Annotated in this window: 10 protein-coding genes; 9 read left to right on the forward strand and 1 reads right to left on the reverse strand. The window is 62.2% G+C overall.

Annotated elements, in window-relative coordinates; all coding sequences use genetic code 11:
• Positions 1–125 precede the first annotated feature (125 nt).
• The 5 genes from AC1D1B_RS02305 to AC1D1B_RS02325 all read left to right on the forward strand — a co-directional run bounded on the left by AC1D1B_RS02305 (position 126) and on the right by AC1D1B_RS02325 (position 4,720).
• Entirely contained in the window at positions 126–839 is a 714-nt protein-coding gene (locus AC1D1B_RS02305) for an ABC transporter permease (protein WP_312887792.1), read from the forward strand.
• On the forward strand, positions 839–1,648 hold the full coding sequence (locus AC1D1B_RS02310; protein ID WP_477329088.1) for an ABC transporter permease: 810 nt from the start codon (positions 839–841) through the stop codon (positions 1,646–1,648). Before AC1D1B_RS02305 ends, AC1D1B_RS02310 begins: the two co-directional genes overlap by 1 nt.
• A gap of 147 nt (positions 1,649–1,795) precedes the next feature.
• Positions 1,796–2,797, forward strand: coding sequence for an Ldh family oxidoreductase (locus AC1D1B_RS02315; RefSeq protein ID WP_477329089.1), 1,002 nt, complete (start codon positions 1,796–1,798; stop codon positions 2,795–2,797).
• Positions 2,798–3,121: 324 nt separating this feature from the next.
• Entirely contained in the window at positions 3,122–3,574 is a 453-nt protein-coding gene (locus tag AC1D1B_RS02320; RefSeq protein WP_477329090.1) for a DoxX family protein, read from the forward strand.
• Positions 3,575–3,736: 162 nt separating this feature from the next.
• On the forward strand, positions 3,737–4,720 hold the full coding sequence (locus AC1D1B_RS02325; RefSeq protein ID WP_477329091.1) for a complex I NDUFA9 subunit family protein: 984 nt from the start codon (positions 3,737–3,739) through the stop codon (positions 4,718–4,720).
• A 9-nt stretch (positions 4,721–4,729) separates the two neighbouring features.
• Here the strand turns inward: AC1D1B_RS02325 and AC1D1B_RS02330 are convergent, their stop codons facing one another.
• On the reverse strand, positions 4,730–6,100 hold the full coding sequence (locus AC1D1B_RS02330; protein WP_477329092.1) for a cytochrome P450: 1,371 nt from the start codon (positions 6,098–6,100) through the stop codon (positions 4,730–4,732).
• Between the two features lie 208 nt (positions 6,101–6,308).
• Here AC1D1B_RS02330 and AC1D1B_RS02335 point away from each other — a divergent pair, with 208 nt between their 5' ends.
• From AC1D1B_RS02335 to AC1D1B_RS02350, 4 genes are all read left to right on the forward strand, one after another.
• Positions 6,309–6,878 (forward strand): NADPH-dependent FMN reductase, encoded by a 570-nt coding sequence (locus AC1D1B_RS02335; protein ID WP_477329093.1) that lies wholly within the window; start codon positions 6,309–6,311, stop codon positions 6,876–6,878.
• A 131-nt stretch (positions 6,879–7,009) separates the two neighbouring features.
• Entirely contained in the window at positions 7,010–8,155 is a 1,146-nt protein-coding gene (locus tag AC1D1B_RS02340; RefSeq protein WP_477329094.1) for a trypsin-like serine peptidase, read from the forward strand.
• Between the two features lie 14 nt (positions 8,156–8,169).
• Positions 8,170–10,278: a caspase family protein gene (locus AC1D1B_RS02345; protein ID WP_477329095.1), complete on the forward strand. Its 2,109-nt coding sequence runs from the start codon at positions 8,170–8,172 to the stop codon at positions 10,276–10,278.
• 180 nt (positions 10,279–10,458) lie between these two features.
• The gene (locus AC1D1B_RS02350; protein WP_477329096.1) at positions 10,459–13,089 is read left to right on the forward strand and encodes a caspase family protein; all 2,631 of its coding nucleotides are present in this window, start codon (positions 10,459–10,461) and stop codon (positions 13,087–13,089) included.
• Positions 13,090–13,147 lie beyond the last annotated feature (58 nt).

Here is a 13,147-nt window from a genome sequence, read left to right on the forward strand (position 1 = left end):
AGCGCCATGCCTCCCTGCCCGACCCTTCCCAGACATGCTTGCCGCCGGCGCTGCCGTCGGCGGTTAGAGCCAGCAATCCGGGGGCGACGCTGATCGACGCACTTCTTTCGGCCTCGGCGGCCGGCATCATCGAACTTCTTTCGCCCTATCCGCCGGGCTGGGGCGGCACGCTGTTGCTTGGACTGCTCCATTCGATCGAGATCGCGCTGGGCGCCACGGTCCTCGGTCTCCTGATCGGCACCGGCGGCGCCTTTGGCAAGCTCTATGGCGGCCCGGTCGTGCGCGACCTGCTCGCCGTCTACACGACCGTGGTGCGCGCCGTACCCGAACTGGTGCTGATCCTGCTGCTCTATTATGCCGGGACGGACCTGATCAACCAGGCGCTGACCGCAATGGGCTACCAGCGCGTCGACATCAGCGGCCTTGCCGCCGGCATCGCCGTGCTTGGCTTTGTCCAGGGCGCCTATTCGACCGAGGTGATACGCGGCGCGATCCTGGCGATACCGCAGGGCCAGATCGAAGCTGCCCGCGCCTATGGCATGTCACCCGGCCTGATGCTGCGGCGCATAACGCTGCCGGCAATGCTGCCCTTCGCCATACCGGGCCTCGCCAATCTCTGGCTCATCGCCACCAAGGACACCGCCCTTCTGGCGGTCGTCGGCTTCTACGAACTGGCGCTGGCGACACGGCAGGCGGCGGGCGTCACCAAAGCCTATTTCACCTTCTTTTTCGCCGCGGGCGTGCTTTATCTCATTCTGTCGCTGGTCTCCAACCTGCTCATCGGCCGCGTCGAGGCCTGGTCGCGGCGCGGCATGCCATCGCTCAAGGATGCGCGCTGATGGCCGGTGAGGCGACCCTCATCAACGCCGCCGCGCGGACGTCGCTGTGGCTGCAGCCGCACCGCATCGTGCTGATTCTGATCGCGCTCGCGCTGGTTCTCGGTGCGGCCTTCTTCATGCGCTGGGACTGGCTGCCGCAATATTATGAAATGGGACTGCTCGGCATCTGGCGCTCGCTGTGGATCCTGGCCGTCACCTGCTTTCTCGGCTTCCTGCTCGCCGTGCCGCTCGGCCTGGCGCAGGCCGCCGGCTCGTTCTGGTTTTCCGCCCCCGCCAGGACATTCTGCACCGTCATCCGGGGCACGCCGCTGCTGATCCAGCTGTGGCTGCTCTATTACGGGCTGGGCTCGCTGTTTCCGCAATATCCGTGGATTCGCGAATCCTGGATGTGGCCATATCTGCGCCAGGCCTGGCCCTATGGCGTTCTGGCGCTGACCTTGTCCTTCGCCGGTTACGAGGGCGAAGTGATGCGCGGCGCCTTTGCCGGCGTGCCCAAGGGGCAGCTCGAGGCAGCCCGCGCTTTCGGCATGAGCCGCTGGAAGATTTTCCGCCGCATCTGGCTGCCACAGGCCATCTATCGGGCGCTGCCGACGCTGACCGGTGAAACCGTGCTGCAGCTGAAATCGACACCTTTGGTGGCGACGATCAGCGTCATCGACATCTTCGCCGTCTCGTCCAAGGTGCGGCAGGACACCTATCTCACCTACGAACCCTTGCTGCTGCTGGCGCTGATCTACATGATCATTACCGGCATACTGGTGTTCGCCTTCAGCAAGATCGAGGCGCGGATTCCGAACAAGATCGGTTAGAGGCGCCACGCTGATCGGCGGACCGTAAGCGCGGAGATATCGGCCGCTTTTCTTGCAGTTGCGGACGATTTTCAACACCAACTCCGCTGCGTGTGCTGCTAGACCATCTGACGCAAATTCAGATTCCGCAATCGCAGGACCGCTATGATGCAACTCAGTCTCGACCAGGCAACAGGGCTTTGCCGGATGGCAGCACTTGGCGCCGGCGCCAATGAAGAGGCGGCGCAGTCGCTCACCGCCTCGATCATAGCTGCCGAGGCGGAAGGGTTGTCGACCGTCGGGCTGACCCACTTCATCGATTACCTCGAAGCGCTGGAAGCCGGCCGCATCGACGGCAATGCCGACCCGGTGATCACCCGGCCGGCACTCGCCGTCTACCTCTCCGATGCGCGCGGCGGGCTGGCGCATACCGGCTTCGACCGTACCATCGACGACCTGGCCAAGGCGGCAAAGCTGTTCGGCGTCGCCATCTTCTCGCAGAAGAACGCCTATACGTGCGGCGCGCTCGGCTATTTCACCGGGCGTCTGGCGCAGCTGGGACTGGTCTCCTTCGCCGCCACCAACGGGCCGGCGGTGCTTGCCGGCTCCGGCTCGGTCAAGCCGGTCTATTGCACCAACCCGATGTCGTTTGCCGCACCCGCCGCCGATGGCGCGCCGCTGGTCATCGACCAGTCGTCGAGCGCCACCGCCTACGTCAACATCCGCAAGGCGGCCGAGGACGGCAAGAAGATCCCCGAAGGCTGGGCGCTGGACGTCAGCGGCAACCCGACCACCGATCCGGCGGCGGCCATGAAAGGCGCCATGCTGGCCTTCGGCGGCCAGCGCGGTGCCAACATCGCACTGATGGTCGAAGTGCTCGCGGCCGGCCTGTCGGGCGCCAACTGGTCGCTCGACGCGCCATGGTTCACCGGCGGACCGGACAGCCCGGGAACCGGCCTGTTCGTGCTCGCCGTCGAGCCAAAACTGCTCGATCCGGATTTCGAGCAGCGCATGAAGGATCAGCTCGACCGGCTGCGTCGGCGCTTTGGCGTGCATGTGCCAGGACGCGCCCGCGCCGAGGCAGCGGAAAAGGCGCAGGCCCGCGGCATCAACGCCCCCAAAGCGGTGGTGCAGCGCATTTCCGAATTCGCCGAGCGCTATTCGGCCTGAGCAGTTCTGCTCGAAACAGATTTTTCCGCGCCGTGGCTGAACCTTTCTGCCGATCGCAGCGACCAATAACTGCCGGGTCGGGTTTGCCCGGTCGGTGTCTTCTGTCGGATGCGTTTAGGGCCGGGCGGGCGTATGCCGTCTCAGGTCAGCCGCCTCGAGCCCTGTCTCGACCGTTGCGTCACCCGGAAAGCCCCGCTTCGGCGGGGTTTTCTGCGTTTCGTGCTCCGTGCGCTAAACATGATGGTGAAAGTTAACTTTTGTTAACTTGACTTGATGTGGACCATCGGGCGTTTGCGAGGGGTCATCACAACAACAGGAGCTACGATGTCCGTAACCACCGACGCTTCCCGCGGCAGACTGATCATCCCGGTGTTTGGCCGCCTGTATTCGTCGTTGCATGACGGCGTGGAAACCCTGCTTCGCGTCGTCGCCGGAGGGTTCCTCACCATCCACGGCTCGCAGAAGATCACCAACCCGTTCGGCGCCGCCGAGATGGTCGAGGGCCTCGGTTTCTATCCCGGCGCGTTCTGGTCGCTGCTTTTATCCTGCACCGAATTCTTCGGCGGCATTTTGATCGCCATCGGTCTGTTGACCCGGCCGGCCGCCTTCGCTGGAATGGTCGTGCTTCTGGTCACCGTCTGGTTCCACTGGATCACTGTCGGCCAGGGCTTTTCGGGTGCTGAAAAGTCCTTGCTGTGGGCGGCGATCCTGCTGTTCTTCGTCATCCGCGGCGGCAACCGCCAGTCGGTCGACGCGCGCCTCGGCAAGGCGTTCTGACAAGGCATTGTCCTGACGCAATTCCGGACGGAAAACCGCTTCACACTTTTCCTGGAATTGCTCTGAAAGGAGGGCGACAGCGACGACGCGTCGCCCTTTGCCTTTGCTCCAAAACGGACTATGAAACGGCTTCAGCCAAGCTTTCGAGCGCCGGAGCCAGCCATGACCGAAATCCTGCAAATCCCCAAGCTCGTGGTCGTCTTCGGCGGCTCTGGCTTTGTCGGCCGCCACATCGTGCGGGCGCTGGCCAAGCGCGGCTACCGCATCAGGGTGCCGGTGCGCCGGCCCGATCTCGCGGGCCATCTGCAGCCGCTCGGCAATGTCGGCCAGATCCAGCCGGTGCAGGCCAATGTGCGCGTGCGCTGGTCAGTCGACCGCGCCGTGCAGGGCGCCGACCACGTCATCAACCTGGTCGCTATCCTGCATGAGAGCGGCCGGCAGAAATTCAACACCGTGCACGAGTTCGGCGCCCGCGCCGTCGCTGAAGCCGCGCGCTCGGTCGGCGCCGGCCTCACCCATATTTCAGCGCTGGGCGCCGACCTCAACGCCGAGTCCAACTATGCCCGCACCAAGGCGCTCGGCGAAAAGGCAGTGCTGGAAACCATCCCCGACGCCGTGATCTTCCGTCCCTCAATCAACTTCGGCCCGGAGGACAGCTTCTTCAACCGCTTCGCCGACATGGCGCGCTATTCGCCGGTGCTGCCGCTGATCGGCGGCGGCCACACCAAGTTCCAGCCGGTCTATGTCGGCGATGTCGCCGAGGCGGTGGCGCGTTCGGTCGAGGGCAAGATCAAGGGCGGCCAAATCTATGAGCTCGGCGGGCCGCAGGTGCTCACCTTCAAGGAATGCATGGAAGAGCTGCTGACCGTCATCGAGCGCAAGCGGCTGCTGGTGCCGGTGCCGTGGTGGGTTGCCAATCTGCAGGCCTCGGTCCTCGGCCTGTTGCCCAATCCGCTGCTGACCAAGGACCAGGTGCTGCAGCTGCGCGAGCACAACATCGTCTCGGAGGAGGCCAACAACGCCAACCGGACGCTTGCCGGCCTCGACATCCAGCCGCAGTCGATCGGCACCATCCTGCCCAGCTATCTCTGGCGCTTCCGCGCCGCCGGTCAGTTCCAGCGCAAGCCCGCAGGTATCGCTAACTAAGGCGTCGCGTCAAACGCGCCGGGTCACCTGCATCGGCAGGCCGCCCTGCGGCTGCGTCGTCAGCTTCTGCACCGGCCACGGCTTCGTTTCCGCCGTCGCATCGAAGCGGAAGCGCGACAGCATGATGGCCAGCGCAATGATCGCTTCCTGCATGGCGAAGCTGGCGCCGATGCAGATGCGCGGACCGGCGCCGAACGGCAGATACTGGAAGCGATCAATCTTCTCGCGGTTTCCCGGATGGAAGCGCTCCGGCATGAAGGCGTCGGGCCTGTCCCACAGTTTTCTGTGGCGGTGCACGACCCAGGGCATCACCAGCACGGCTGCGCGCTTGGGGAGCACCAGATCGTTCCACGTCTCCGTCTCGATCGGCTCGCGGTTGATCGACGGCGCCGGCGGATAGAGCCGCAGCGCTTCCTCGAAGGCGGCGCGCGTGAACGGCATGGCGTCCAGCCATTTCGTCGGGTCGGGCTCGCGCGCCAGCACGGCATCGATCTCGCGCTCGACCCTTTCGCGCTCCCATGGCGCCTCGGCGAGGCAGTAGAGCGTCCAGCCGAGGGCCCGCGCCGTCGTCTCGTGGCCGGCACCGATGAAGGTGATGATGTTGTCCTCGACCTCGGCCCGCGTCAGCCCGTCCGGGCCTTCGGCCCGCAGCAGAAGCGTCAGGAAGTCCTGTGGCGCGGTGTCGGGGTCGCGCTTCAGCCGCTCTTCGCGCATCTTGACCGTGTCGGTGACGATCTTGCGGAAATACGCCATGGTCTTGCGGCCGCGGATGCGGGTCAGCCGCGGCAGCCATTCGGGCGCGCGCAAAAGATCCAGCGGGTCGACGCGGCCCATGGTCTCGAACAGGCGGTCGATCTCCTGCGCGAAACTGCCGGGCTCGCCCGAAATCTCGCCGGAAAACAGCGTTTCGGCCAGGATATCGTAGGTGAGCAGCGTCATGTCGTGGGCAATATCGGACATGCCGCCACTTTCGTAGCGGGTGACGAACTGCATCGTTCGGCGCAGCATCGGCTCGGCGAAGCCGAAGATATGGCGCGGCGTGAATACCGGCGCCATCGCCTTGCGCGAGCGCTTCCACACCTCGCCCTCGGCGGTCAGCAGACCGTCGCGCAGGATCGGTCGCAGGATCATCTGGCGCACCGTCGCCATCTTGTAGTTCTTGGCGTTGTCGATCAGCACATGGCGGATAAGGCCGGGATCGTTGGCGACGATCAGATGCCCGCCGACGCCATTCGCCGATATCCAGGGTTCGTTGTAGGTGTGCTCGCCCCACAGTTCGAGCGGATTGCGGTAGACGATCCGCATCATCTCCAGCGTCGAAGGCGGCGTCGTGCGCGGCTTGGGCGCCGGCGGCACGAAGGGGACGGGCTGCGTGTCCATGAGGTACTCCGCTGATGCCTCAATGTAGTGGCTGGCAATCGGGGCGTCCATGTGACCGAAGGGCAGACCCACACGCGGCTGCCAATGAACTGTAAGGACAGTCTGTTCATCCTATCGTGACCGCGCGTGAAAGTTTTGCGCCTTGTCCATCCGCGCAATTCTGCCGTAGTGACCAACAGATACTGCCAATCGCCCAGGAGAGCCCGCCTTGAAGCACCAGCTGAACATCATCATCGGCAGCACGCGGCCGGGCCGCGCCGGGCCGGTCTTCGCCCACTGGCTGGAGGGTTTTGCCCGTGAGCACGGCAAATTCGAGCCGGTGCTGACCGACATTGCCGCGTTCCAGCTGCCGGTTCTGGACGAACCGCACCACCCCAGGCTCGGCAATTACCAGAACGACCACACCAAAGCCTGGTCGAAGGCCATCGATGCCGCCGACGCCTTTGTGTTCGTGGCGCCTGAGTACAATTATTTCGCAGCGCCGGCGATCGTCAACGCGATCGATTACCTGTTGCGGGAATGGAAATACAAGCCCGCGGCCATCCTCAGCTATGGCGGCGTCTCCGGCGGCCTGCGCGCCGCGCAGGCGGTCAAGCCACTGCTGACCTCGGTCGGCATCATGCCGATCCCCGAAGGTGTCGCGCTGCCGCTGTATCAGAAGCTGCTGGAGAGCGACGGCTCCTTCCAGGCCAGCGAGCAGGTCCAGGGTGGAACCAAGACCATGCTGGACGAGCTGTCGCGCTGGAGCGAGGCACTAAAGCCGATGCGGGTGGCGTAAAGTGTTGGCAGGTGGCACGACATCGCAGTTCTTGAGATATTCGATAATAAACCCCAAGATCCCGTAGCACTCGTGGCTACATATTGTATTTTCCCCTCAACTCATTAAGCTCGATGTTGCTGGGGGGCAAAATGACTGGTCGGGCTGCCGAAAGGTTTCTACGTATTCTCGGTGCTGGCAACAATGCTGCCGACACATTCACCGAGCGGTCGATACGCGCACCGCAAGACCGGTCGGATGTGAAGGCACTGGACCAGGGACGCGCCGACGAGATCGCTGGACTGGCAACCGAGGCCCTTTCCATTGCCGTCGAGTCTTCCGGCATGGAAAGCCTGCCCCAGAACGAAGGCATGACCAAAGTTCTGGCCGACGGCAAAAGGGGCCTCGGCAAACTAAGACAAGACGGCGACGCAGCCATCCTGACCACGGACGAGACCGTCGGGCTGGAGGCGATCGTCATCGCCACCGGTCAACGCCCTTCGCTCGCGCTGACCGATTGCGGCCTGGATTTCGCCGACGCCCGGCTCGGTATCTGGCGTGATGCCACCACCGCCTTTGCCGGTGCGATCTCGAAAGTCTGCAGTTCCGTTGGCCGGATCAACCTTGGAGGAAACCATGTCGGAACTGGGTTCGCCATCGGCCCCGGCCTGGTGCTGACCAACCGGCATGTACTGCAGGACATCGCCGTTGCGGACGAGAACGGCAAATGGCGTCTGCAGGAACAGGCAGGCATCGACTTTGGCGGCGAGAACGCCGCGGTGCCGGTAAAACCATTCGCTCTGGCCGAGCTGGTTCTGACGACCGCAGCCACAATCGACCCTGCCAAAATCGACTTTGGAAAGATCGATCTGGCCGTTCTGCGCTGCGAGGTCGGCGACCGCGCTTTTCCAGAACGGCTCAGCCTGGAAAGCCAACAGAGCGATGTAATCGAGGGCCGCGACACCTACGCGATCGGCTTTCCGGGAAAACCGCGTCCGGGCGCGGAACCCTTCAGCCTGTTGAAAGCCATGTTCGACTTCAAGTTCGGCGTCAAACGCTATTCGCCAGGGCAAATCGAGCACGCGCATCTGGACGCCGATCCCAAACAAACGGTGTTCAGCCATGACTGCACCACGCTCGGCGGCAGCTCGGGCTCGGCCATTGTCGATCTCGGGGAAGACGGGCTGCGGGTCATCGGCCTGCATTTCGGCGGCAATCCAAAGATCGGCAATTATGCGCATTCGGTGGCGGCGATCCGCAATATACTCTCGGACGTTGCCTCATATCTGGAAAGCTGAGGAAGCGCGGACGCATGAGCCAGAGCGCAAAAGCAGACGACGCGCGCGCCAGCCGCAAAGCGCTGCTGGTCGGCAACAGTGCTTATGTCGATCCGGCCATCACGCCGCTCCTGGCTCCCAGGACTGATATCGAGAAACTTGGCGCGCTGCTGTCCAACCCCGCGATCGGCGGGTTCGATGTCGCCCCGCCGCAACTCGACATCAGCGCCGACGATTTCAGGCTGGCGATCAGCAATCTTTTCGCCGACGCCAAAAAGAACGATCTGCTGCTGCTCTATTTTGCCGGGCATGGCGTGCGGGACAATAACGGCAGGCTCTACCTGGCGGTCAGAAAGACCCAGATCAAGCGGCTGAACGCCACCGCTCTGCCGGCTCAGTTCATCCTCGATGAAATGTCCAAATCGGCGTCCCGGCGCAAAGTGCTGATCCTCGATTGCTGTCATGCCGGTGCCGTTTTCGAAGACGGAACCTTGCGCGCGCGCAGCGCTGCCTATGACGCTGGTCTGGTACGCGACAGTTTTCTGCCGGTGGGCACCGGCACCTACATACTGGCGGCGTCACAATCGGGGCAAAGCGCGTTCGAGGAGATCGATCCGGAAACCAAGGCCGCGAAGTCGATCTACACCGGCCTGATCGTCGATGCGATTTCCACGGGGAATGCAGCTCCCGACAGCAAGGACATCACGGTCTCTGACATCCACGACTACATTCGCGAACACCGAAATCGCGGCGGTGTGGAAACGACCCCTGAGCTGACCGTATTCAACCAGAGCGACACTCTGGTTCTGTGCAGCAATCCGAATGTGCGCAAGCCGCTGGATCAGCGTCTGCTCGACCAGTTGGTCAGCCAGAACCTCACCGAGCGCAACTTCGCCATCGATCAGCTGACAAAGGTTCTTTGCGGAAAGGATGCCTATCAGGCCGGACTTGTTCAGACTGCCTTCGACGGTCGTCTCAATGCGGACGACCCGCAAGGCAAGGAACGGGATTTTGAACTCAGGGAGAAATTGAAGGCTGCCCTAGACGCCGGTCAAGCGCGGAGCCAGCAGGCCGTGCCGCCGACCGAGGAGCCCAAAGCTAGCGTCGGTGACGATGCGGACGCAGCAAAGGACGCGAGCGGAGCTTCCCAGCAGGGGCGGATCACGAATGTCGGGGAGCGGGCGGGCGAGGAAACTGCCCCCAAAGCCGTGACGGAAAAAGGTGCGGTTGCGGTTGACCCGCCGCCACATCGTCCGTGGAGAAAGCGGCTCGGGGTCGTGATGCTGACGTTGGCGCTTCTCCTGTATTTAGGCCTGGTCGTTACCAACATCGCCAACCAGCGCGACGACTACGATCTGACGTTTGGAAACATAGTCCGCTTGGCCTTATTCGCCGCTCCCGAATTCAGACCGAAGAGGGTTGCACCACCGCCGCAGACGCCAGAGCCACCATACGTGGAGAGACCGAAAATAGCCGGCCCAGTTGAAGATCTTACACTCGGGAAGTGGCGAGTGTTGCTTTTTGCGGAACCCGACTGCGGCACTGCGCAGCAATATGCGAGAGACATACGCGCAATGACGGGCAGGCGGGTCGATCTAACCAGGTTTTATAAAAATGACCCGTTCAACTTGGTTTTCGATACCGGCGACGATGAGAATCTCGCTCAGGAATTGGCCCCTGGAATACGAATAGGTTTTGCTAATAATCCTATTTTGTACAACAAACTAATGAACGTTAAAGCAGCCGAGGATACTGGCGAGTTCGCCGACGGGATCTGTTTGTCAGATGACCAATCGACCGAAATTAGCCTGCAAGACCTCATATTGGATTTTGCCACCGGAAACAAAATTGATAGCAGCAATAAAATTGTTGATCTTTATGCAAAAACTTTTAGTAATTCTGCAAGAATGAAAATTTCTATGGAGCTAATAGGTACCATTGCCACAGCAAATGAGGGGAGATATGGGGGCGACAAAGTCGCTATTGCTACATATGCAGCAAGAACATTATATTTTCTAAAACCGTGTTTTGAATATACGTATACTAGAATTCCTTTTGAGCAGATTGCGCCAGACATGAGTGATGATAAACTTAGATCGTTTCTTAATTTAGCTAAGGAGAACATATGTAGTGCAAAAAAATGATATATCGGCGGAATGATATCTGATCTTTAATTCCCTATGCCGCATGAAATCGAGATTGTTTCGGCTGTCTGGATAAAATGCAGGGCGCATGCGTGCGAGAGCACCCGCTTGTACTCAGACTTGCCCTTGCCACAAACCGGTGAAATGGTCGGCAAACGATTGAGCCGGGGGCGGTTCGACTTGCGTTTTTTGGTTGCCTTGCTGCTGATGCTTGCGACGACAGCTATCGCTGCGGCGGAGCGGCGCGTGGCGTTGGTCATCGCCGAGGACGACTACCGTCTGGTGCGACCGCTCTCCAATCCGGTCAATGATGGCGAAGCGATGGAAACGGCGCTGAAGAAGCTTGGCTTCGAGGTGGTTCTCGAAACCAACAGGGATCTCAGGCGCATGCGCCGCGCGCTTGACGATTTTCGCGAGGATGCCAAGGGCGCCGATGTGGCGCTGGTGTATTTTTCTGGCCATGGCGTCGAGATCTCCGGCGACAACCGGCTGTTGCCGGTCGATGCCGACGCCTCCTCGCTCGACCAGTTGGAGAAGACCAGCCTGCCGCTGGAGGAAGTGCGCGACGCGGTTGCCGACACGGCAAAGGTCGGGCTGATCGTGCTCGACGCCTGCCGCAGCGATCCGTTCACGGGCGGCGGCGGCGAAGGACGCGGCGCGACATCGCTGATCAAGGATCTGGTGGATCAGGTCAAGCCGGGCCTCGGACGCGTCGGCAAGGCGGAAAACATTCTGTTCGCCTTTTCGGCGGCACCGGGTGAGACCGCGGCCGACGGAACCGGCGCGAATTCGCCTTTTACCGCAGCGCTGACCAAATATCTCGGCACCGACGGGCTCGAAATCCGCTCGGTGCTGACGCTGGTGCAGCAGGAGGTCTACGACCTCAGCCGTGGCAAGCAATTGCCCTATGTCGAGAACGGCTTACCGAAGCTGTTCTTCGCCTCGGCGGCCAAGGAGCAATTGCCGGAGCGCGAGCGGCTGTTGCTCGCCATGGCCGATGTGACGCCCGAGATGCGCGGCGCGGTCGAGCGGGTCGCCAGCGACGCCGACATGCCGCTGGCGCCGCTTTATGGCGCGCTGATCAGCACCGACACCAGCCACCTCTCTGGGGCAAGCCTGGACGCCAAATTGCGCGAGGCTGCTGACGCCTTCGTCAAGGTGCGCAACGATATGAAGACCTTGGCCGCCGACGATCCGGCGGTGACGGAGCTGCGCCGACAGGCCGAAGAGCAGTTGTCGCTCGGCGCCTTCGATGGCGCACGCGCGATCCTTGCCAAGGCCGCCGACATCGACAACGTCTCGCGCAACACATTGAAGTCCAAATTCGTCAGCCGCACCCTTTCCGAGGCCGCGACGCGGTTTCTGTCAGGCGGCGCGGCGCGCGCCGGGCTCGACTATGCTACCGCCATCAAGGACTATGAAACGGTGCTGTCGCTCTACGGCGAGGCCGGGCAGACCTCGTTCAGCCTGGAGCAGGCGGACCGCCAGAGCCGCACGCTGGAGGAACTCGGCATCCTCTACACGACGGTCGGAAATGTCGAAGCAGCTGGTCGCGCCTTTGCGGCACTGCTGGCCAATCTCGAGCAGCGGTCGCGTCAGGAAACCGATCCAAGCGTCAAACGCGATCTCGCCATCGGCCATATCAAGTTTGCCAACATCAAGATGGCGCAAGGCGACCTGCCGGCCTCCCTGCAAAACTATGAGGCGGCCAGGGATATGCTGCAGGATCTGACCGCAGGGGTTCCGGACAAAAAAGACTGGCTCGGCGATCTGGCCATGGCGAACGACAAGATCGGCAATGTGCTGGCGACGCAAGGCGACGTGGGTGCGGCGGCCCAAGCCTATCAGCAAAGCCTGTCGATCAAGCAGCAATTGGCCGACGCGGAGCCGAACAGCGTCTATCTCCTGCGCGACCTGACCATTACCTATGACGAAATCGGCGACCTTGCCCGCACCGCCGGCCAGCTGGATGGCGCCCAGACGGCATTCGAAGAGAGCCTGAGAATTCGGCTGGCGCTGGCGCAGAACAACCCTGATGAACCAAAGCACCAGCGCGCCGTCTCCGTCAGCTACACCAGGATCGGCGACGTTCTGCGCGAGCGTGGCGACGCTGCCGGCGCGCTCGACGCCTACAACAAGAGCCAGGAGATCGCCGAAGCGCTGGTGCACCACGACCCAAACGACACCGATTTGAAGCGCGACCTGTCGGTTGGTTACGCCAAGATCGGCAAAGCTTACAGCGACCAGAAGGATTGGCCGCCCGCGCTGGAGTCCTTCCAGCAGGCGCTGGCCACGGCGCGCGACCTTACCGCCATCGACCCCGGCAACACGGACTGGCAGCGCGACCTGTCGGTGTGTCTCGAACAGGTCGCCGAGGTGCTTAGAGAGCAGGGCGATGCCAACGCTGCTCTGCAAAACTATCACGACAGTCTTGCTATAGCCGACCGGCTGGCCAAGCTCGATCCCGCCAATTCGAACTGGCAACGCGATATGTCAATCACGCTGCAGAAGATCGGCTATCTCGAAACCGACCGGCGTCATTTTGAGGGTTCCAAGGCGGCCTTCGAGGCCAGCCTCGCCATTGCCCAGAAATTGGCCCAGTCCGATCCGGACAATGCGGTCTGGCAAATCGATCTGGCGCGCGCCTACGTCGCCTATGCCTATGTGGCGAGCGATCCGAAGGCGGCGCTGACCAAGGCGCTGAAGCTGACGCAGGACCTTGACCGTACGGGACGGCTGGCGCCCGGAGACAAATTCATGATCAAGTATCTGCGCAACCTTCTGGCTCATTCCAACGCCCGGAAAAAATAGCCGGCTGCCAGCTGGGGATTCGGTCCCGAAATCCCCGCAAACCTTGGAAAAACCGCCT

This window comes from Mesorhizobium sp. P2_C5_2 (genome assembly GCF_056404535.1).

Bases quoted from the DNA above. Each gene is read 5' to 3' on its own strand.
- AC1D1B_RS02310 (WP_477329088.1), top strand. From the start codon at position 839: ATGGCCGGTGAGGCGACCCTCATCAACGCCGCCGCGCGGACGTCGCTG.
- AC1D1B_RS02340 (WP_477329094.1), top strand. From the start codon at position 7,010: ATGACTGGTCGGGCTGCCGAAAGGTTTCTACGTATTCTCGGTGCTGGC.
- AC1D1B_RS02325 (WP_477329091.1), top strand. From the start codon at position 3,737: ATGACCGAAATCCTGCAAATCCCCAAGCTCGTGGTCGTCTTCGGCGGC.
- AC1D1B_RS02330 (WP_477329092.1), bottom strand. From the start codon at position 6,100: ATGGACACGCAGCCCGTCCCCTTCGTGCCGCCGGCGCCCAAGCCGCGC.
- AC1D1B_RS02345 (WP_477329095.1), top strand. From the start codon at position 8,170: ATGAGCCAGAGCGCAAAAGCAGACGACGCGCGCGCCAGCCGCAAAGCG.
- AC1D1B_RS02315 (WP_477329089.1), top strand. From the start codon at position 1,796: ATGCAACTCAGTCTCGACCAGGCAACAGGGCTTTGCCGGATGGCAGCA.
- AC1D1B_RS02320 (WP_477329090.1), top strand. From the start codon at position 3,122: ATGTCCGTAACCACCGACGCTTCCCGCGGCAGACTGATCATCCCGGTG.